Annotated in this window: 17 protein-coding genes and 1 riboswitch; of the genes, 15 read left to right on the top strand and 2 right to left on the bottom strand. The window is 66.1% G+C overall.

What is annotated here, in order from left to right; translation table 11 throughout:
- Nucleotides 1–134: 134 nt before the first annotated feature.
- Nucleotides 135–764, bottom strand: a complete 630-nt coding sequence (locus tag MUU56_RS21055) for a TetR/AcrR family transcriptional regulator (protein WP_244769243.1) — start codon at nucleotides 762–764, stop codon at nucleotides 135–137.
- A 90-nt stretch (nucleotides 765–854) separates the two neighbouring features.
- Between MUU56_RS21055 and MUU56_RS21060 the strand changes: the two genes are divergently transcribed.
- The 15 genes from MUU56_RS21060 to MUU56_RS21130 all read left to right on the top strand — a co-directional run bounded on the left by MUU56_RS21060 (nucleotide 855) and on the right by MUU56_RS21130 (nucleotide 19,845).
- The gene (locus MUU56_RS21060; protein WP_263193636.1) at nucleotides 855–1,823 is read left to right on the top strand and encodes an oxidoreductase; all 969 of its coding nucleotides are present in this window, start codon (nucleotides 855–857) and stop codon (nucleotides 1,821–1,823) included.
- Nucleotides 1,820–2,386: a class I SAM-dependent methyltransferase gene (locus MUU56_RS21065; RefSeq protein ID WP_244769245.1), complete on the top strand. Its 567-nt coding sequence runs from the start codon at nucleotides 1,820–1,822 to the stop codon at nucleotides 2,384–2,386. Before MUU56_RS21060 ends, MUU56_RS21065 begins: the two co-directional genes overlap by 4 nt.
- 118 nt (nucleotides 2,387–2,504) lie before the next feature.
- A complete protein-coding gene (locus tag MUU56_RS21070; RefSeq protein ID WP_244769246.1) occupies nucleotides 2,505–3,779 on the top strand; it encodes an aspartate kinase in 1,275 nt (424 codons plus the stop codon).
- A gap of 86 nt (nucleotides 3,780–3,865) precedes the next feature.
- Nucleotides 3,866–6,133 (top strand): phosphoenolpyruvate--protein phosphotransferase, encoded by a 2,268-nt coding sequence (gene ptsP, locus MUU56_RS21075; RefSeq protein ID WP_244769247.1) that lies wholly within the window; start codon nucleotides 3,866–3,868, stop codon nucleotides 6,131–6,133.
- Between the two features lie 22 nt (nucleotides 6,134–6,155).
- The gene (gene prfA / locus MUU56_RS21080; protein WP_244769248.1) at nucleotides 6,156–7,238 is read left to right on the top strand and encodes a peptide chain release factor 1; all 1,083 of its coding nucleotides are present in this window, start codon (nucleotides 6,156–6,158) and stop codon (nucleotides 7,236–7,238) included.
- Nucleotides 7,235–8,107, top strand: a complete 873-nt coding sequence (gene prmC / locus MUU56_RS21085; protein ID WP_244769249.1) for a peptide chain release factor N(5)-glutamine methyltransferase — start codon at nucleotides 7,235–7,237, stop codon at nucleotides 8,105–8,107. Before prfA ends, prmC begins: the two co-directional genes overlap by 4 nt.
- Before the next feature lie 328 nt (nucleotides 8,108–8,435).
- Nucleotides 8,436–9,098, top strand: a complete 663-nt coding sequence (locus MUU56_RS21090; RefSeq protein ID WP_244769250.1) for a DUF4167 domain-containing protein — start codon at nucleotides 8,436–8,438, stop codon at nucleotides 9,096–9,098.
- Between the two features lie 250 nt (nucleotides 9,099–9,348).
- The gene (clpB, locus tag MUU56_RS21095) at nucleotides 9,349–11,955 is read left to right on the top strand and encodes an ATP-dependent chaperone ClpB (RefSeq protein ID WP_244769251.1); all 2,607 of its coding nucleotides are present in this window, start codon (nucleotides 9,349–9,351) and stop codon (nucleotides 11,953–11,955) included.
- Nucleotides 11,956–12,100: 145 nt separating this feature from the next.
- On the top strand, nucleotides 12,101–12,760 hold the full coding sequence (locus MUU56_RS21100) for a thiamine diphosphokinase (protein ID WP_244769420.1): 660 nt from the start codon (nucleotides 12,101–12,103) through the stop codon (nucleotides 12,758–12,760).
- A gap of 3 nt (nucleotides 12,761–12,763) precedes the next feature.
- Complete coding sequence (locus tag MUU56_RS21105) at nucleotides 12,764–14,590, top strand: ABC-F family ATP-binding cassette domain-containing protein (RefSeq protein ID WP_244769252.1); 1,827 nt, start codon at nucleotides 12,764–12,766, stop codon at nucleotides 14,588–14,590.
- 130 nt (nucleotides 14,591–14,720) lie between these two features.
- Nucleotides 14,721–14,966 (top strand): hypothetical protein, encoded by a 246-nt coding sequence (locus MUU56_RS21110; RefSeq protein WP_244769253.1) that lies wholly within the window; start codon nucleotides 14,721–14,723, stop codon nucleotides 14,964–14,966.
- A gap of 100 nt (nucleotides 14,967–15,066) precedes the next feature.
- Nucleotides 15,067–15,144: riboswitch (SAM riboswitch) on the top strand.
- Between the two features lie 60 nt (nucleotides 15,145–15,204).
- The gene (gene metA, locus MUU56_RS21115) at nucleotides 15,205–16,128 is read left to right on the top strand and encodes a homoserine O-acetyltransferase MetA (RefSeq protein ID WP_244769254.1); all 924 of its coding nucleotides are present in this window, start codon (nucleotides 15,205–15,207) and stop codon (nucleotides 16,126–16,128) included.
- A gap of 3 nt (nucleotides 16,129–16,131) precedes the next feature.
- A complete protein-coding gene (locus tag MUU56_RS21120; RefSeq protein ID WP_244769255.1) occupies nucleotides 16,132–16,584 on the top strand; it encodes a GNAT family N-acetyltransferase in 453 nt (150 codons plus the stop codon).
- A 93-nt stretch (nucleotides 16,585–16,677) separates the two neighbouring features.
- Complete coding sequence (locus MUU56_RS21125; protein WP_244769256.1) at nucleotides 16,678–17,694, top strand: aldose epimerase family protein; 1,017 nt, start codon at nucleotides 16,678–16,680, stop codon at nucleotides 17,692–17,694.
- Nucleotides 17,695–17,937: 243 nt separating this feature from the next.
- Complete coding sequence (locus tag MUU56_RS21130; RefSeq protein ID WP_244769257.1) at nucleotides 17,938–19,845, top strand: methyl-accepting chemotaxis protein; 1,908 nt, start codon at nucleotides 17,938–17,940, stop codon at nucleotides 19,843–19,845.
- 67 nt (nucleotides 19,846–19,912) lie between these two features.
- On the opposite strand, the gene MUU56_RS21135 is transcribed toward MUU56_RS21130, so the two are convergent.
- Nucleotides 19,913–20,980, bottom strand: a complete 1,068-nt coding sequence (locus tag MUU56_RS21135) for an alpha/beta hydrolase family protein (protein WP_244769258.1) — start codon at nucleotides 20,978–20,980, stop codon at nucleotides 19,913–19,915.
- Nucleotides 20,981–21,043: the final 63 nt, after the last annotated feature.

The raw sequence follows: 21,043 nt of genomic DNA on the forward strand, positions 1-21,043 counted from the left end.
CGGCCGAGGGCGGTGTTTCGCCCGCGGCCATCTCTCCGGCATTTCCGGTAAAGCCGCGACGCGGTCTTGCGGGAACTGCCGTACCATCCGATCCCCTTTGCCCGCGTGCCGAAAGGTGCGCGGGCCTTTTCGTCTCAGCCGAGCCGCTTCACCCAGAGCGTATCGATGATGGAGGGGAAGAGCGTGTCGAGCATGTCCGTGTCGCTGCCGCATTCGGCCATGCGGGAAAGCTTCTTGTCGAGCGTCAGGTGGGCGAAACCGTGCGCCGTCGACCAGATGCCGATCAGCATGGCCTCGCCCTCGGCGTCGAGTTCCTCGCCTTCCTTCTGGCCGCGCAAGGCACGCACGGTTCGTTCGAGCGCATTCCAGGCCTCGCCCGTCGCCCGGTCCAGCGACGGCTGGTCGTGCAGCAGCATGTCGTGGCGGAACATCAGGTGGAAGCGGCCGGGAAATTCCACGGCGAAGCGCACATAGGCGACGCCCTGCGCCTTGAGACGTTCGGCCGTGCTGCCGGTGTCGCCGGCAATCGCCAGCCGGCGGGCAAGCTCCGCCCAGCCGAGGGCGGCGACCTCCGTGAGAAGGCCGGCCGTGCCGCCGAAATGGTGCGAGGGGGCGGCGGGCGAGACCCCGGCGCGCCGGGCGGTCTCGCGCAGCGTGAACCCTTCGAGGCCCCGCTCGGCGAGCAGCTCGTCGGCAGCGCGGATCAGCGCGTCGCGCAGGTCGCCGTGGTGATAGCCGCGTTCGGCAGTTTTTTTCTCGTTCATCGCAGGCCTCGCAGACATGTCATCTTTACAGTGTAAAGATTATGCGCTAGCACAATGTAAACACTGTTCAGATTTCTGCGAGGTATCATAATGCGTGCAGCCCGTGTGGCAACCGCCGAGACGAGGCGGGAACCATGGACCCTTTCGCAGATGCCGGATCAGGCCGGCCGCCTTGCCGTCGTCACCGGCGCCAATAGCGGCCTCGGCTTCCTGACGGCGCGCGAGCTTGCGAGGAAGGGCGCCGCGGTCCTGATGACCGCGCGCGACGAGGGCCGGGGGGAGCGGGCGCTGGCCCGCATTCGCACCGAGCTTCCCGGGGCCGAGGTCATGCTCCGCCGGCTCGATCTTGCCGATCTCGACGATGTCGCGGCCTTTGCCGCCAGGCTTGTCGCCGAAGGCCGGCCGGTCGATCTCCTCATCAACAATGCCGGTGTCATGATGCCGCCGCACGGGCTGACGCGGCAGGGCCACGAAACCCAGTTCGGTGTCAACCACCTCGCCCATTTCGCGCTGACGCTGCGCCTGCTGCCGCTGCTGTCCGCCGCGCCCGGTGCCCGTGTCGTCACGGTCAGCTCCGAGCTGCACCGGCGCGGCCGCATCCATTTCGAGGACATCAGGGGCGAGAAGGCCTATGGCCGCCTTGCCTTCTACGCCCAGTCGAAGCTCGCCAACGTGCTCTTCGCGCTGGAACTCGACCGCCGTCTCAAGGCGGCCCGCCTGCCGGTGCTCAGCGTGCTCGCCCATCCCGGCTATTCCGCCACCAACCTCCAGACCAGTGCGACATCGGGCGCGCTGCGCCTCTTCATGCGCATCGGCAACCGCTTCCTCGCGCAGAATGCCGAGCAGGGCGTGCTGAACCAGCTCCATGCGGCAACCGCCGAAGGCCTTGTCGGGGGCGAGTTCATCGGCCCCGACGGGTTTCGCGAGATGCGCGGCGCCCCCGCGATCGTGCAGCCACTGCCCGCCGCGACCGATCCTGTCCTTGCCGCGCGGCTGTGGCGGCTGTCGGAAGACCTTGCCGGCCTCACCTTCCCTTCCGTTGCGGAGCACCTGCGATGACCGCCCTGACGATGGACGCCTATCATTTCTTCCGTGCCTGGATGCGCGATCCGCTGCGCGTCGCTTCGGTCACGCCCTCCGGCAAGGCGCTGGCGGACCTCATCGTGCGGGAAATCGGGCCGGAGACCGGCCGGGTCATCGAGCTCGGCCCCGGAACGGGCGTCTTCACGCGGGCCCTGCTGCGTCGCGGCGTCGCGGAGGAGAACATTGTCCTCGTGGAAATGGGAGCGGAATTCGCGGCGCTGCTGCAGCAGCGCTTTCCCAAGGCGCAGATCGCCTGCACCGATGCGGCGCGCATCGCCCGGTTCTGCGCCGCGCCCGCGGGCGCGGCGATCAGCGGCCTGCCGCTGCTCTCCATGCGGCCGGAGAAGGTTTTCGCCATTCTTGCCGGCACCTTCGCGCGGCTTGGCGAGGGGGCAGCGCTCTACCAGTTCACCTATGGCCTGCGTTGCCCGGTGCCGCGCGCCGTGCTCGACCGGCTCGGTCTCTCCGCCGTCAGGGTCGGCGGCACGCTGCGCAACGTGCCGCCGGCCTTCGTCTACCGGATCAGCCGCAAGGGCTGAACCGTCCAAAGACCGTTTGCCGGATTCCATGCATTGCGCAGCGCGGGGTCTTCCGCTAAGAGACCCCGCGGTTTCTCCCGCGCGCTCGCGCGAACATCTGGAATAGCGGTACACACAAATGGCACGCATCGTGATGAAATTCGGCGGAACGTCCGTCGCTGACCTCGACCGTATCCACAATGTGGCCCGCCATGTGAAACGCGAGGTCGATGCCGGCCACGAGGTCGCCGTCGTCGTTTCCGCCATGTCCGGCAAGACCAACGAACTGGTCGCCTGGGTGCAGGGCATGCCGAAGGTGACGGGCGCCAACTCGCCCTTCTACGACGCGCGCGAATATGACGCGATCGTCGCCTCCGGCGAACTGGTTACCGCCGGCCTTCTCGCCATCGCGCTCCAGTCGATGGGCATCAATGCCCGCTCCTGGCAGGGCTGGCAGATCCCGATCCGCACCGACAACGCCCATGGCGCCGCCCGCATCCTCGAGATCGACGGCGGCGAAATCGTCCGCCGCATGGGCGAGGGCCAGGTGGCGGTCGTCGCCGGCTTCCAGGGCCTCGGCCCCGACAACCGCGTCGCCACGCTCGGCCGCGGCGGCTCCGACACGTCGGCCGTCGCCATCGCCGCCGCCGTCAAGGCGGACCGCTGCGACATCTATACCGACGTCGACGGCGTCTACACGACCGACCCGCGCATCGAGCCGAAGGCCCGGCGCCTGAAGAAGATCGCCTTCGAGGAAATGCTCGAAATGGCCTCGCTCGGCGCCAAGGTGCTGCAGGTGCGCTCGGTCGAGCTTGCCATGGTGCACAAGGTGCGCACCTTCGTCCGCTCGTCTTTCGTGGATCCCGATGCGCCGGGCATGGGCGATCTTCTGAACCCGCCCGGTACGCTGATTTGTGATGAGGATGAGATCGTGGAACAGGAAGTCGTAACCGGCATCGCCTATGCCAAGGATGAAGCGCAGATTTCGCTCCGCCGCGTCGCCGACCGGCCGGGCGTTTCGGCCGCGATTTTCGGCCCGCTCGCCGAAGCCCACATCAATGTCGACATGATCGTCCAGAACATTTCCGAGGACGGCTCGAAGACCGACATGACCTTCACCGTGCCGTCCGGCGACATGGAGAAGGCGCTCAAGGTGCTCGAAGGCGCCAAGGAGAAGGTCGGCTTCGACGTGATCCAGCACGAGACGGGCCTCGTCAAGGTCTCCGTCATCGGCATCGGCATGCGCAGCCATGCGGGCGTTGCCGCCTCGGCCTTCCGCGCGCTTGCCGAGAAGGGCATCAACATCCGGGCGATCACCACCTCCGAGATCAAGATTTCCATCCTGATCGACGGCGCCTATGCCGAACTCGCCGTTCGGACTTTGCATTCCGTCTACGGTCTCGATAAGAAGTAAGGACCGGCCGACTCGGTGCCGATCTCAAGGATCGCCGGCGTGGCCCGCGCCGGTGGAGTAACGTCATATTCGGGAGACGCCACGCGATGAGAGACCTCTCCGCGGGTCCGCGCGTTCTTCTCAAGCGGCTGCGCGAACTGATGGCGGAGCCGCTCGAGCCGCAGGAGCGCCTTGACCAGATCGTGCGCCAGATCGCGCAGAACATGGTCGCGGAAGTGTGTTCCGTCTACGTGCTGCGCTCCGATGGCATCCTCGAACTCTATGCGACCGAAGGCCTCAATCCCGGGGCCGTCCACCTCGCCCAGCTCAAGATGGGCCAGGGCCTTGTCGGCACCATCGCCGCCTCCGCGCGGCCGCTGAACCTTTCCGACGCCCAGTCGCATCCCGCCTTCACCTACCTGCCGGAAACGGGCGAGGAGATCTACCACTCCTTCCTCGGCGTTCCTATCTTGCGCACCGGCAGGGCGCTCGGCGTGCTTGTCGTGCAGAACAAGGCGAGCCGCACCTACCGCGAGGACGAGGTGGAGGCGCTCGAAACGACGGCGATGGTGATTGCGGAAATGGTGGCGACCGGCGAGCTGAAGAAGCTCACCAAGCCCGGTCTCGAGCTGGACCTGTCCCGCCCCGTCGCGATCGAGGGGGCGAGCTTCGGCGAAGGCATCGGTCTCGGCTATGTCGTGCTGCACGAGCCGCGCATCGTCGTGACGAACCTTTTGAACGAGGATTCCGAACACGAGCTCGGCCGCCTCGCCGAGGCGCTCGGGTCGCTGCGCATCTCGATCGACGACATGCTCTCTCGCCGCGAAGTGTCGATGGAGGGCGAGCACCGCGAGGTGCTGGAAACCTATCGCATGTTCGCGCATGACCGCGGCTGGGTGCGGAAGCTCGAGGAGGCGATCCGCAACGGCCTGACCGCGGAAGCGGCCGTCGAGCGGGTGCAGAGCGAGACCAAGGCGCGCATGATCCGCCTGACGGATCCCTATCTGCGCGAGCGCATGCACGATTTCGACGATCTCGCCAACCGGCTCCTGCGCCAGCTGACCGGCTATGGCGCGAAGCTCTCGGCCAGCAGCTTCCCGAACGATGCGATCGTCGTCGCGCGTGCCATGGGCGCGGCGGAACTGCTCGATTATCCGCGCCAGAACGTGCGCGGCCTGGTGCTCGAAGAGGGTGCCGTCACCAGCCATGTGGTGATCGTCGCGCGCGCCATGGGCATTCCGGTGGTCGGCCAGGCGGCGGGTGCGGTGGCGCTTGCCGAAAACGGCGATTCCATCATCATCGACGGCGACGACGGCCGGGTGCATCTGCGGCCTTTGCCCGATCTCCAGCGCTCCTACGAGGAGAAGGTGCGTTTCCGCGCCCGCCGGCAGGAGCAGTACCGCGCGCTGCGCGCCGTGGAGCCCGTCACGAAGGACGGCCGGGCGATTAGTCTCCAGATGAATGCGGGCCTGCTCGTCGACCTGCCGCATCTCAACGAATCCGGCGCATCCGGCATCGGCCTCTTCCGCACCGAGCTCCAGTTCATGATCGCCTCGACCATGCCGAAGGCGGAGGAACAGGAGGCGTTCTATCGCAACGTGCTGAAGCATGCCGGCGGCCGCCCCGTGACGTTCCGCACGCTCGATATCGGCGGCGACAAGGTCGTGCCCTATTTCCGCGCGGCGGAGGAGGAGAACCCGGCGCTCGGCTGGCGGGCCATCCGCCTGTCGCTCGACCGGCCGGGCCTCCTGCGCACCCAGCTTCGCGCCATGCTGCGCGCCGCGGCGGGCGCCGATCTCCGGCTGATGCTGCCGATGGTGACCGAGGTTTCCGAGCTGAAGGAGGTCCGCGACCTTCTCCAGAAGGAAATCCAGCGGCAGTCCAAGATCGGCGAGCAGCTGCCCAAGAAGCTGCAGTTCGGCGCCATGCTGGAGGTGCCGGCGCTACTCTGGCAGCTCGACGAGCTGATGGCCGAGGTCGATTTCGTCTCGGTCGGCTCGAACGACCTCTTCCAGTTCGCCATGGCGGTCGATCGCGGCAATGCCCGCGTCTCCGACCGGTTCGACACGCTCGGCCGGCCGTTCCTGCGCATCCTGCGCGATATCGTGCGCGCCGGCATACGCAACGACACGCCGGTGACGCTTTGCGGCGAGATGGCGAGCAAGCCGATCTCGGCCATGGCGCTGCTCGGCATCGGCTTCCGCTCGGTCTCGATGTCGCCGGCGGCGATCGGCCCGGTCAAGTCGATGCTGCTGTCGCTCGATGCGGGCAAGCTCGAAGCGGTGCTGACGCCGGCGCTCGACGATACAAGGCCGACGGCCTCGATCCGCCAGATCCTCACCGACTTTGCGGCCGAGAACGGCGTTCCGCTTTAAAGACCTGACTGGAGTTTGAACGGTGGCGAAGCTTCCCGTTGAAAAGATGCGCGAACTCGAACGCCGTTTCGGCGAGATCGAGGCACGCATGTCGGCGGGGCCGGATTCGGAGACCTATGTGCGTCTTGCCTCGGAATATTCCGAGCTTCAGCCGGTCGTGACGAAGATCCGCGAATACGAGAAGGTCAGCGGCGAGATCGCCGACCTCGACGCACTGCTTGCCGACAAGGCGACCGACCGCGAGATGCGCGACCTTGCGGAGATGGAGTTGCCGGAGCTGAAGGAACGGCTGGAGGGGCTGGAAAAGGAGATGCAGATCCTGCTTCTCCCCAAGGATGCCGCCGACGAGAAGAGCGCGATCCTGGAAATCCGCGCCGGCACGGGCGGTTCGGAAGCTGCGCTCTTTGCCGGCGACCTCTTCCGCATGTACGAGCGCTACGCTTCCGCCCATAACTGGAAGGTCGAGGTGCTGTCCGCGAGCGAGGGGGAAGCGGGCGGCTTCAAGGAAATCATCGCGACGATCACCGGGCGCGGCGTTTTTGCCAAGTTGAAGTTCGAATCGGGCGTGCACCGCGTCCAGCGCGTTCCGGAGACGGAGGCGAGCGGGCGCATCCACACTTCGGCGGCGACCGTCGCCGTGCTGCCGGAAGCGGAAGAGATCGACATCGAGATCCGGCCGGAGGATATCCGCGTCGATACGATGCGCTCCTCGGGTGCCGGCGGCCAGCACGTCAACACGACGGACTCGGCCGTGCGCATCACCCACCTGCCGACCGGCCTCGTCGTGACGAGCTCGGAAAAGTCGCAGCACCAGAACCGCGCCAAGGCCATGCAGGTGCTGCGCTCGCGGCTCTACGACATCGAGCGCCAGCGCGCGGAAAGCGAGCGCTCCGCGGACCGCAAGAGCCAGGTCGGCTCGGGCGACCGTTCCGAGCGCATCCGCACCTACAATTTCCCGCAGGGCCGCGTAACGGACCACCGCATCAACCTGACGCTCTACAAGCTCGACCGCATGATGGTCGGCGAGATCGACGAGGTGGTCGATGCGCTGGTCGCCGACTACCAGGCCGGCCTTCTCGCGCAGCTCGGCGAACAGGGGCGATGAACGGCCCGACGCTCGCCGAGGTGCTGGCCGCGGCGCGGCGCCGGCTTGCCGGAGCGGGCATCCGCGATGCAGCAGGCGACGCGCGGACCTTGCTCATGGGCCTATTGGACCTGACGCCGACATCCTTCGTGACCGAGAGCGGCCGCAGTCTGGACGAGGCCGAGCGGCGCGCCGTCGATGCGGCGCTCGACCGCCGCATCGCGCGCGAGCCGGTTCACCGCATCCTCGGCCGCCGGGCCTTTTCGCGGCTCGACCTGGTGCTGTCGCCGGAAACGCTGGAGCCGCGTCCGGATACCGAAATCCTCGTTGATGCCCTGGCGCCCTATGCGGAAAAGATCGTGCGCGCGACGGGCGGCTGCCGCATCCTCGATCTTGGCACCGGAACGGGCGCGATCTGTCTTGCCCTCCTGGACCTCGTGCCCGGGGCGACCGGCGTGGGGGCGGATCTTTCGGCCGGGGCCCTTGAAACGGCGCGGCGCAATGCCGATATCAACGGTGTCGCGGATCGCTTCGAAGCGGTCGAGAGCGACTGGTTTGCAGCCGTGACCGGGGCCTTCGACATCATTGTGTCAAACCCGCCCTATATCGTCCGCTCCGTGGTCGGAACGCTGGACGATGAGGTCCGGCTCCACGATCCGATACTGGCGCTGGATGGCGGTGAAGATGGGCTCGACGCCTATCGCGCCATTGCTGCCGGCGCGGGCGCTCATCTTCGGGAAAACGGCCTGGTGGCCTATGAGATCGGTTACGACCAGAAGGATGAGGTCACGGCCATCATGCGCGAGAAGGGTTTTTCGCGGATCGAGGCGATCAAGGATCTCGGCGGCAATGACCGCGCTCTTGTCTTTATAGCAGCGGTTGCCCGGTGATTTGCTGCGCAAGCACAGTAAATTCTGCGACCGCAAAGAAAAGGCTTGGAATCGGGAAAGAAGCGGGATAGGTTGCGGCCACGCACTGGGCAAGCGGTCATGGCACAGAGATTCGTTCCTGCATGACCCGATCGCGAGGATTGCTCTCTCGAAGAGTTGCTAGGGTTGAAGACTGCCTAGTGCGGGTACCTGTTAATTTGACGTCTTACGGCGACAGGACCACCGACCGGCGTGGTTTGCCCGCGGGTAAGGATGCTTGATCTGGCGTGTCCCGATCAGGCGTGCAGACACATGATCATCAAGACACGATACGTTAGGTGAGTGACATATGAGGCCAGGACAGCAAAACAAGCGCGGCCGCGGGCGTAACAACAACAATAATAACAACAATAACAACAACCAACACCGCAAGGGCGGCAATCCCCTGACGCGGACCTATGACAGCTCGGGTCCGGACGTGAAGATCAGGGGCACGGCCCAGCATATCGCCGAAAAGTACGCAGCGCTTGCCCGTGACGCCCAGAGCGCCGGCGACCGCGTCATGGCGGAAAACTATCTCCAGCATGCCGAGCACTACAACCGCATCATTGCCGCCGCCCAGGCGCAGATGCAGGACCGTTTCCCGCGGGACGAGCGCTCGGACAATGCCGACCGGACGGATTTCAACGATCGCGACGGTTTCGAGCGGGACTCCGACGAGATCGATTCGACGGCCGTCGACGAGCCTGCAGCCGTTGCGGCTCCGGTTGCCCCGGCCCCCGTCGCCGAGCAGCCCGTCATCGATGGCACCGGCCCGCAGCCGATCATCGAAGGCACGCCGGCTGAAGTTTCGCTCGAAGACGAGGCTGCGGCCCCGGCCGCCGGCCGCGCGCCGTCGCGCCGCCGCAGCACGCCTCGCCCGCGCCGTCCGCGTCGGGGCGAAGCCCAGGCCGCCGGTGACGAGGCGCAGCCCGCAGGCGATGAGGCTCCGGCCCTCGAAGCGTCGGAATAATTGCCTCCACCATCCTTGAAGAACCCGGCCTCGTGCCGGGTTCTTGCGTTTTGCAAGGCGCCCGCGAAAAATCTCCGGCGGCGGCCAGGCGCTCCCTTTAATTCCAGAAAACCCTCCACCATATTCGTTTCAAGCGGTTGACCCGTCGCAAGGCCGGGGATCGCATGCATGACAGGCTCGCCTGATGGGAGCCTTATCCTGAAACGTCGACCGGTGCCTCGAAGGGCCGGCCGAGTCCTGGAGGTGAATGATGAACATTGAAAAATACTCCGAACGCGTTCGCGGCTTCCTGCAGTCCGCCCAGACGAAGGCGCTGGCCGACGGCAATCCGCAGTTCACGCCCGAACACGTTCTGAAGGTGCTGCTCGATGACGAGCAGGGCATGGCGACGTCGCTGATCGAGCGAGCCGGCGGCGATGCGCGCGATGTGCGGATCGCCAACGATGCCGCGCTTGCCAAGCAGCCGAAAGTTTCCGGCGGCAACGGGCAGGTCTATCTCTCCCAGCCGCTTGCAAAGGTTTTCTCCACCGCCGAAGAGGCCGCAAAGAAGGCCGGCGACAGCTTTGTCACCGTCGAACGCCTGCTTCTGGCGCTCGCGATCGAAAAATCCGCGGCGACGTCCGAGATCCTGGCGAAGGCCGGCGTGACGCCGGGCAAGCTCAACCAGGTCATCAACGACATCCGCAAGGGCCGCACCGCCGACACGGCGAGCGCGGAGCAGGGTTTCGATTCGCTGAAGAAGTTCGCCCGTGACCTGACGGCCGATGCGCGCGAAGGCCGGCTCGACCCGGTGATCGGCCGCGACGACGAGATCCGCCGCACGATCCAGGTCCTGTCGCGCCGCACCAAGAACAACCCGGTCCTCATCGGCGAGCCCGGCGTCGGCAAGACGGCGATCGCCGAGGGCCTTGCGCTGCGCATCGTCAACGGCGACGTGCCGGAGAGTCTGAAGGACAAGAAGCTGATGGCGCTCGACATGGGCGCGCTGATCGCCGGTGCGAAATATCGCGGTGAATTCGAGGAGCGCCTGAAGGCCGTCCTTGCCGAAGTGCAGGCGGAAGACGGCGAGATCATCCTGTTCATCGACGAGATGCACACGCTGGTCGGCGCCGGCAAGGCGGACGGGGCGATGGACGCCTCCAACCTGCTGAAGCCCGCGCTCGCCCGTGGCGAATTGCACTGCGTCGGCGCGACCACGCTCGACGAGTACCGCAAGCATGTCGAGAAGGACGCGGCGCTTGCCCGCCGGTTCCAGCCCGTCATGGTGGACGAGCCGACCGTCGAGGACACGATCTCGATCCTGCGCGGCCTCAAGGAGAAGTACGAGCAGCACCACAAGGTCCGGATTTCAGACTCGGCCCTTGTTGCCGCCGCGACGCTCTCCAACCGCTACATCACGGATCGCTTCCTGCCGGACAAGGCGATCGACCTGATGGACGAAGCCGCCTCGCGGCTGCGCATGCAGGTGGATTCCAAGCCGGAGGAACTGGACGAACTCGACCGCCGCATCATCCAGCTGAAGATCGAGCGCGAAGCCTTGAAGAAGGAGACCGACCGTTCGTCGCAGGATCGGCTTGAAAAGCTCGAGCTCGACCTTGCCGCGCTGGAAGAGGAAGCCGCCGCGCTCACCGCGCGCTGGCAGGCGGAGAAGTCGAAGCTCGGCCGTGCTGCGGACCTGAAGCGCCAGCTCGACGAACTGCGCAACGAACTGGCGATCGCCCAGCGCAAGGGTGAGTTCCAGCGCGCCGGGGAGCTTGCCTACGGCATCATCCCGAAGCTCGAAAAGGAGCTGGAGGAGGCCGAAGGCCGCGATGTGGGCGACGTCGATCCGATGGTGCAGGAGGTCGTGACCCCCGACAACATCGCCCATGTGGTCTCCCGCTGGACGGGCATTCCCGTGGACAAGATGCTGGAAGGCGAGCGCGACAAGCTCCTGCGCATGGAAGACGAGCTCGGCAAGTGGGTCGTCGGCCAGGGGGATGCCGTCCAGGCGGTCTCCCGCGCCGTCCGCCGCGCGCGCGCCGGCCTGCAGGATCCGAACCGGCCGATCGGCTCGTTCATCTTCCTCGGGCCCACCGGTGTCGGCAAGACGGAGCTGACCAAGGCGCTTGCCCGCTTCCTCTTCGACGACGAGACGGCGATCCAGCGCATGGACATGTCGGAATACATGGAAAAGCACTCCGTGGCCCGGCTGATCGGCGCGCCTCCCGGCTATGTCGGCTATGAGGAAGGCGGTGCGCTCACCGAATCCGTCCGCCGCCGGCCCTATCAGGTCGTGCTGTTCGACGAGATCGAGAAGGCGCATCCGGATGTCTTCAACGTGCTCCTGCAGGTCCTCGACGACGGCCGCCTGACCGACGGTCAGGGCCGTACCGTGGACTTCCGCAACACGATGATCATCATGACCTCGAACCTCGGCGCCGAATATCTGACGGCGCTGGGCGAGAACGAGGACAGCGACAGCGTCCGCGACCAGGTCATGGACGTCGTCAAGATGGCGTTCCGGCCGGAGTTCCTGAACCGGGTGGACGAGATCATCCTGTTCCATCGCCTCCGGCGGTCGGAAATGGGCGCGATCGTCGACATCCAGCTCACGCGTCTGCGCAAGCTGCTGGAGGATCGCAAGATCGTGCTCGACCTCGACGAGGAGGCCGTGCACTGGCTGGCCGAGAAGGGCTACGACCCGGTCTATGGCGCGCGTCCCCTCAAGCGGGCGATCCAGAAGCACCTTCAGGATCCGATGGCGGAGAAGATCCTTGCCGGCGAGATCCCGGACGGCTCGACCGTCAAGGTGACCGCCGGTTCCGACCGGCTGCTCTTCTCGCCGCGGGGTGCCGCGGCAAGCAAGGCCGCCTGAGGCCGGTTCCAGTCCTGACCAGAACGAAGCGCGGGCTTTGCCCGCGCTTCTTGCGTTTCACGCCCTTCCGCCGGCCGCGCCTTGCCTTCGGCCGCAAAATCTTTCCCTTTCCGCAGAACATGCGCTAAGGGCATCAGCCATGACCATGCCGGTATCGACAGACCCGAAATTCGTCGTCCTTCTCGGGGGCGCGCTCATCGTGACGCCGCGTCTTCGCGCGGACATGGCCGGCGCGCGCGTCGTTGCGGCGGATGGCGGCATGCGGCATGCGGCAAGCCTCGGTACCCTGCCGGAACTCTGGGTGGGCGATTTCGATTCGACCCCGCCGGAGCTTGTCGCCGCCTGGCCGCAGGTCGAGCGCCAGCCCTATCCCGCCGCCAAGAACGAGACCGACGGGGCGCTTGCCGTTTCGGTCGCGGCCGAGCGCGGGGCACGCGCCATCCTGCTCGCCGGCGCGCTCGGCGGGGAACGCAGCGACCATGCGCTGATGCATCTCCTCCATGCCGTCTCGCTGGAAGAGCAGGGGTTTACCGTGAAGCTCACCTCCGGGGAGGAGGAGGCCTGGCCGCTGCTGCCGGGCCGTCGCGACATCGACCTGCCGAAGGGGAGCCTTTTCTCCGTTCTCGGCCTTGCGCCCCTTTCCGGCCTCACCATCGACAATGCGCGCTATCCGCTGAAGGACTTTTCGCTGCCCTTCGGCTCCTCGCGCACCATTTCCAACGTGGCGGAAGGCCCGATCCGCCTTTCGCTCGCCGCCGGTCGCGCCATTCTCATCGCCCGGCCCTACGACCTTTCAGGAGCCTGACCCTTGGCACCGCCCATTCTCAAACTCGACGACATCTTCCTCAGCTTCGGCGGTACGCCGCTGCTTGCCGGCGCCAGCCTGCAGGTGGAGCCGGGCGACCGCATCTCGCTCGTTGGCCGCAACGGCTCGGGCAAGTCGACGCTGATGAAGATCGCCGCCGGCCTTGCCGAGGCGCAGTCCGGCGAGGTCTTCCGTCATCCTTCCGCGACGATCCGCTACCTGCACCAGGCGCCGGATTTCGACGGCTACGACACGGTCGCGGCCTATGCGGAGGCGGGCCTCGGGCCGAGCGACGATCCCTATCGCGTCACCTATCTGCTCGAACATCTCGGGCTCACCGGCAGCGAGGATCCGAAATCGCTGTCGGGCGGCGAGGCACGCCGGGCGGCGCTGGCCCGGGTGATGGCGCCGGAGCCGGACATCCTTCTTCTCGACGAGCCGACCAACCATCTCGACCTTCCGACCATCGAATGGCTGGAAGGCGAGCTGCAGTCCACCCGCTCGGCCCTCGTCGTCATCTCGCACGACCGCCGCTTCCTCGAAAAGGTGTCGAACGCCACCGTCTGGCTCGATCGCGGCCAGTCGCGGCGGCTCAACCGCGGCTTCGGCCATTTCGAGGCCTGGCGCGACGAGGTGCTGGAGGCCGAGGAGCTGGAGCAGCACAAGCTCGGCAAGGCGATCGAGCGCGAGGAGCACTGGCTGCGTTACGGCGTCACCGCCCGCCGCAAGCGCAACATGCGCCGCCTCGGCGCACTGCATGATCTGCGCGCCCGCTATCGCGGCCACAAGGGGCCGCAGGGCAGCGTGCAGGCCGGCGCCTCCGATGCGCAGGAATCCGGCAAGCTGGTGATCGAGGCGGAGAAGATCACCAAGGCTTATGGCGAGCGCACCATCGTCGCGCCGTTCTCGATCCGCGTCCACCGGGGCGATTGCATCGGCCTTGTCGGCCCGAACGGCGCCGGCAAGACGACGCTGCTCAAGATGCTGACCGGGCAGCTGGCGCCCGACAGCGGTACCGTCAAGCTCGGCACGAACCTGGAGATCGCCACGCTCGACCAGCGCCGCGAGGACCTCAACCTCGACGACACGCTCGCCCATTACCTCACCGACGGGCGCGGCGAGACGCTGCTCGTCAACGGCGAGCAGCGGCACGTTACCGGCTACATGAAGGAGTTCCTGTTCCAGCCCGAGCAGGCCCGCACGCCGATCCGCAACCTCTCGGGTGGCGAGCGCGCCCGCCTGATGCTGGCGCGCATCCTGTCGCGGCCGACGAACCTCCTCATCCTCGACGAGCCGACCAACGATCTCGATATCGAGACGCTCGACCTGCTGCAGGAGATCGTCGCGGGCTTTGCCGGCACCGTGCTGCTCGTCAGCCACGACCGCGACTTTCTCGACCGTACCGTCACCTCGACCATCGCGCCCGCCGACCCGGAAAACCCCGACGGTCGCTGGATCGAATATGCCGGCGGCTATTCCGACATGATGGCGCAGCGCCGCGGCGCGATCGAGGAGAAGCGCAAGGCGGAAAAGGCCGAGAAGGCGAAGGCGGCCGAAACGTCCGCCGCGGTCCCGGCGGAGAACAAGGGCAAGGCGAAGCTCTCCTACAAGCAGAAGTTCGCGCTGGAGAACCTGCCGAAGGAAATGGAGAAGGCGGAGAAGGAGATCGCCGCCCGCGAGGCGAAGATGGCCGATCCCGCCCTCTTCACCAAGGATCCCGCCACCTTCAACAGGCTGGCGGCGGAGATGGAAAAGCTGCGCCATTCCCTGACGGCGATGGAGGAGGAATGGCTGGAACTGGAAATGCTGCGCGAGGAGCTGGAAGGGTAGGGAATCTCGAAATCAAGGGCGCCGGGGCCGTGTTCCATCCGAAACAGCGCCGCGCCCGGCAATATGGGACAGTCTGATCACTGGATGAGAGGAGCTCATCCTGTAACCCGGAAGAGATCAGGAGAGTCCCATGCGCAAGTTCGTCATTTCCGCCGTCGTCGCCGTCGTCGCCGCTGTTTCCTTCGCCGCCCCGTCGCAGGCCGGCTATTACGGTTACGGCCACAAGAGCTACGGCTGGAAGAGCTACGGCCACGGCCATCACGGCTACAAGAAGCACTACCGCGTCAAGCGCCACCATGGTCACTACGGCCATCGTTGGGGCGGCCATTGGGGCGGCAAGGTGTACTACAAGAAGCGCTACTACAGCTACTACTGAGCAGCCGTCTTCCTTCAGGAAGCAAGGCCCGGATGCCTGTCGCATCCGGGCCTTGCCCGTTTCCGGCGGTGGATTGATTCGTGGCGCAAGGAGCGCTATTTAAATCGCTCGTGGTGATTTGGCCGGCCGGCTTGCAGCCACGTTAAACAAGTCGCTAAAGGGCCGCGCGAGGAAAAACCTTCCGTGGACCGGTTGCGACACTGTTGCGGCCGGTTTTGTTTTTTCGATCGAGTGAGACATGCCCATCAAGATTCCCGATACGCTTCCCGCCTTCGAAACCCTCGTTCACGAGGGCGTGCGGGTGATGACCGAGACGGTGGCGATCCGGCAGGACATCCGCCCCTTGCAGATCGGGTTGCTCAACCTCATGCCGAACAAGATCAAGACGGAAGTGCAGATGGCTCGCCTTGTCGGCGCCTCGCCGCTGCAGGTCGAGCTGTCGCTGGTGCGCGTCGGCGGCCACCGCGCGAAGAACACGTCGGAAGAGCACCTGCTTGCCTTCTACGATACGTGGGAGGAGGTGCGGCACCGCAAGTTCGACGGTTTCATCATCACCGGCGCGCCGGTGGAGACGCTCGATTACGAGGACGTCACCTATTGGGACGAGATGAAGCAGATCCTCGACTGGACCGAGACCAACGTGCATTCGACGCTGAATGTCTGCTGGGGCGCGATGGCGGCGATCTACCATTTCCACGGCGTGCCGAAGCACACGCTGGAGGAAAAGGCCTTCGGCGTCTACCGCCATCACAACCGCAAGCCTTCGTCGATCTACCTCAACGGCTTCTCCGACAATTTCGAGGTGCCGGTCTCGCGCTGGACGGAGATCCGCATCGAGGACATCCGGGCCGTGCCGGAACTCGATATCCTGCTCGATTCCGACGAGACCGGCGTCTGCCTCGTGCAGGAGAAGGCCGGTAACCGCCTCTATATTTTCAACCACGTGGAATATGATTCCACCTCGCTTGCCGACGAATATTTCCGCGATGTCTCGGCCGGCGTGCCGATCAAGCTGCCGAAGAACTATTTCCCGCACAACGATCCGTCGCTGCCGCCGCAGAACCGCTGGCGCGGCCATGCGCATCTGCTCTTCGGCAACTGGATCAACGAGATCTACCAGACCACGCCCTATGATCTGGAAAAGATCGGAACAGGAGCCTGACCCGTGAGCCGTGTCGTCATTCGCCCGCTGCATGAAGATGATGAAGGCGAATGGCGCCGCCTGTGGACCGCCTATCTCGCCTTCTACGAGACGGTGCTGCCGGAGGAGGTTTATGCCACCACTTTCGCCCGGCTGACGGGCGAGGCCGCGGAAGGCGAATATCGCGGCCTCCTCGCCACGCTCGACGGCAAGCCCGTCGGCCTTGCGCATTACCTCTTCCACCGTTCCTGCTGGACGATCGGCAATGTCTGCTACCTGCAGGATCTCTTTGCCGATCCCGACGTGCGCGGTTCCGGCATCGGCCGGGCGCTGATCGAGGGCGTCTATGCCAAGGCGAGGGAGGCGGGCGCGCCGGAGGTCTACTGGATGACGCAGGCGTTCAACGCGACGGCGCGCCGGCTCTACGACCGCATCGCCGACGAGACCCCCTTCATCATCTACCAGAAATCCTTCTGAGTTCGGATTTCGAAAAGTATGACTTTTCCTGTTGCGAGTGACGAGGAATTGCAGCAGGTTGCCCAGAAAGATCGGCCGACGGAGGAGTGGAGCGTGGGTGCGGAAAATGAAGTGTTCGGCCGTCTGGGGACCGGCGAAGCGGTCGAGCGCGTCACGATTGCCGGCGGCGGGCTGACTGCCCGGGTGCTCACCTGGGGTGCCGTCATCCAGGACCTGCGGCTCGAGGGGCATGATGCGCCGCTCGTGCTCGGCTTCGAGGATCTTCCGTCCTATCTCGACCACTCCCCCTATTTCGGGGCGACGCCGGGTCGTTGCGCCAACCGCATCGCCGGCGGCCGCTTCTCGATCGACGGCGCGGATTTCCAGCTCGAATGCAACGAGCGCGGTGTCACGCACCTGCACGGAGGCAGCGACGGCGTCGGCCGGCAGAACTGGCGGATCGCCGCGCAGGGCGCCGACTTCGTCACCCTGACGCTGACCGATCCCGCAGGCCGCGCGGGGTATCCCGGCAATTGCGCCCTGACCTGCACCTATCGGCTGCCCGGCGACGGGATCCTGTCCGTCCTCTACGAAGCCGCCACGGATGCGCCGACCCCCGTCAACCTTTGCCAGCACAGCTATTTCAACCTCGATGGCAGCGCCGATGCCCTCGGCCATGAGATTCGCCTCAGGGCGGAGCACTACCTGCCCGTCGACGGGAACCTGATCCCGACCGGCGAAATCCGGCCCGTCGACGGAACCCCCTTCGATCTTCGGCAATGGACGCCGCTGCGCCGGCAGACGGAGGAAGGCGGGATCGCCTTCGATCACAATTTCTGCCTCTCGCCGGGCCGGCAGGCGAAACGCCCGGTCGTCGAGGTCCGTAGCCCGCTTTCGGGGGTCTCGCTGGAGGTGTCGACCACGGAGCCGGGCGTTCAGTTCTATACCGGCGCGAAGGTCAGGCCGCCGGTCCCGGGGCTCGACGGCCGCAGCTATGGCGCCTTTGCCGGCTTTTGCCTGGAAACGCAGGTCTGGCCCGATGCCGTCAACCACGGCGATTTCCCCGCTGCGGTGCTGCGCCCCGGCGAAACGCTGCGGCAGGAAACGGACTACGCCTTCCGCAAGGGCTGACCTTCGCGAACGGCTTTGCCGCAACGCAACAGAATCGAAACCTTTGTAGTGGACAAACTGTTCCATGAGCCTGGAATGATACCGGGACGTGCGGAAGCGAACGCGCCAGGACAGCGCCGGTCGCCCAGGAGCGTATCCGCCTTTCTTTGAATCGCGAAAACGCTCCAACCTTTTGTTTGTCGCAACTCCGCATGCAAAACCGCTTCGCGCCTTTGCCGGAATTGCTTTAGTGGGACCCTGTCCATGAAAATTTCGGATCTCTCCATTTCCCGGAAAGTCGGCCTTCTCGTGTTCCTGATGGGCATTGCCGCCGGCACCATCGCCGTCGTCGGCGGGGGCGGGCTCAGTTCACTCGGCTCGGCGCTTCAGGATACCGGCGCGCGCGAGGAGGTGGCCCGCGAGGCCATGGACCTGCGCATCGATGTCATCGCCATCAGCCGCATGACCTACCAGCTGGCGATCGCGCCGGAAAAGGCCGCCGACTTTGCCGTCGAGACGGAAAAGCGCGCCAAGGAAATGCTCGATCGCCTGCCGAAGATCGCCTCGACGGCCGATGCCAACGAGCAGAAGCTGCTCGACGGCGTCCGCGCGGCGCTGACGCCCTATTTCGAGGATATCCGCGCCATGGTGGCGATTGCTGGCTCATCGCAGGGCCAGGACCGCGCCGCGATCCTCGCGGCGCTCGACAAGGCTCTGGAGGGCCAGAAGGCCGTTACCGCCGCGCTCAAGGAATATACGACCTACTCTGCCGAAACGCTGTCGCAGTCGCGCGCCGTCGCCATCTCGCGCTCGACGACGACGCAGGCCGTGCTGCTGGCGACCGCCTTCACCTGCATCGTCGCGGGCATGCTGCTCAGCATGCTGCTGGCGCGCAACGGCATCGTACGCCCGATCCAGCGCCTGACCGGCGTGATGTCCAACCTCGCCGCCGGCAAGCTCGATGACGCGATCCCCTATACCGAGCGCAAGGACGAGATCGGCGCCATGGCGCGTACGCTCGACGTCTTCCGCGCCAACGAGATGCAGATGCGCGAGATGGAGGCGCAGGAAGCGGCCCTTCAGGCGCAGAGCAAGGACCTGCAGACGAACATCAGCTCGATCGTGGCGGCCGCTGCCGCCGGTGACTTCTCCCGCCGCATCACCAAGGCGTACGAGGACGAGGACCTGCGCCGCTTCGCCACGAGCGTCAACGAGCTTGTCGAGAATGTCGACCGGGGCGTCAGCGAGGTGCGCCGCGTGATCGCCTCGCTCTCCCATGCCGACCTGACGCAGGAAATGGCCGGCCACTTCCAGGGCGACTTCGCCGAGCTCCAGGCGAACGTCAACGGCGCCATGCTGACGCTGCGCAGCACCATGACCGGCATTCTTTCCACGGCCGGCACCATCACCGGCAATTCGCGCGAGCTTTCCGCCGCCGCCGACCAGCTCGCCCACCGCACGGAGCAGCAGGCCGCCTCGCTGGAGGAAACCGCCGCCGCGCTCGAGGAAATCACCACCACGGTGAAGACCTCGACGACCCGCGCCCTCGAAGCTTCCGAGATCGTGCGCGAGGCGAAGGACAGCGCCGAGAAGTCCGGCGACATCGTCCAGAACGCCATCGACGCCATGGGCCGCATCGAGCAGTCCTCGCAGAAGATCAACCAGATCATCTCGGTCATCGACGAGATCGCCTTCCAGACGAACCTCCTGGCGCTGAATGCCGGTGTCGAGGCCGCCCGTGCGGGCGAAGCTGGCCGCGGCTTTGCGGTCGTCGCCCAGGAGGTGCGCGAGCTCGCCCAGCGCTCGGCCAATGCCGCCAAGGAGATCAAGACGCTGATCAACGCTTCGGCGGGCGAGGTGAAGGGCGGGGTCGCGCTGGTGCTGTCGACCGGCGACGTGCTCTCGGAGATCAAGGACCTCGTCAACCGCGTCAACGACCACGTCGTCTCGATCACCCGCGCGGCGCAGGAACAGTCCGCAGCGCTCGGCGAGATCAACACGGCCGTCAACCAGATGGACCAGATGACCCAGCAGAACGCCGCCATGGTGGAGGAGACGACGGCCGCCAGCCAGGTGCTCGCCAGCGAGGCCGCCCAGCTCCAGGCCGCGCTGTCGCAGTTCCATATCGGCGAGGAGCGCGGCAGCGCCGCCTACCAGCGCCGGGCCGCGTAGGGCATATTTTATACCGCATGGCGAAGGGCTAGCGACCGGAACCGGCCGCTGGCCCTTCTTCCTTTGTTCAGAACGAGTCCTTCAGGCTGCTCTGGAGGGCATCGATGATCCGCTGTTTCAGCTCGGCATGGATGTCCGCCCGGGTGCGGCTGCCGGGGTCGTCGCAGATCGGGTCCACCTCACCCAAGGATTTCAGCAGGTCGGCGCCGCCCTCCTTGCATTCCGGCAGGAAGCTGAAATGCACGGCCTCCGCCACCGCCGCATAGGAGGCCTGCGGCACCAGCGCCGCTAGCCTGTCCGCGATCACCGCCTCGGGAATCGCGTCCGCGTTGCCGAGATTGATGAAGGTGAGCGGGATGTCGATCGCCTTCAGGCTGTCCGCGGCATAGGCCTGGGCCAGCCCCGGGTCCACCGCGACCACCGCGCGCACCCGCGCATCCCGGTTCGACTGCTCGAAGCGGGCCTTGTCGAGCCTGCGCAGGTCGACCTTCTCCACCGCCACCGGTTTGTCGTCGACATATCCCCGGCCGCCGGCGAACCAGGCGCAGTCCCACTTGCCGTAGTCGTCGCAATAGCGGGCATAGGCTTCGAGATCCGCCCGTACGCCGGCGATCTCCATCGCCGCCGCGCCGCCGAGCGAGAAGCCGACGACGCCCACGCGTGCCGGATCGATCGTCGCCCGCCAGGCGGCGTCCTGCGAAAAGGCGTCGATCAGGGCGGAGAGGTCGGCGGTGCGCTCCCAGAGTCTTGGCGTTGCGGCCGGCGTCGAATCGCCGCTCGTCGTGCCGGGATGGTTCGGCCCGGCGACGACGAAGCCGGCCTCGGCCAGCGCCGTCGCAAGCCAGCTCATGCCCTCCACCCGACTTCCCGAGCCATGCGAGAGCAGCACGAGCGGAAAACGCCCTTCGGCGACGGGCGCGTCGCCATGCGCCGGGGCGCCCTTGAACAGCCGGTTGTCGCCGATGAGCAGCGGCGCGCCGCCGGCCTTGGCCGGATACCAGACCGTGACGTCGATATCGCGCCCGCGCTCCGGTGCAAAGACGGTGATCGTGCGGACGCCGACCTCGGCGGCATGGGCGGGTGTGGCAGCCGCACTGGCAAGGAGGAAGGCGGAAAACAGGGAAAGGATGGACATCGGAACCTCGTTCGGTAGGACTTGACCGGCAGATCCTCGCCGCGACCTGCCCTTCGTCGCGTC

The sequence above is a fragment of the Shinella yambaruensis genome (genome assembly GCF_022899355.1).
GTDB classification, from domain to species: domain Bacteria; phylum Pseudomonadota; class Alphaproteobacteria; order Rhizobiales; family Rhizobiaceae; genus Shinella; species Shinella yambaruensis.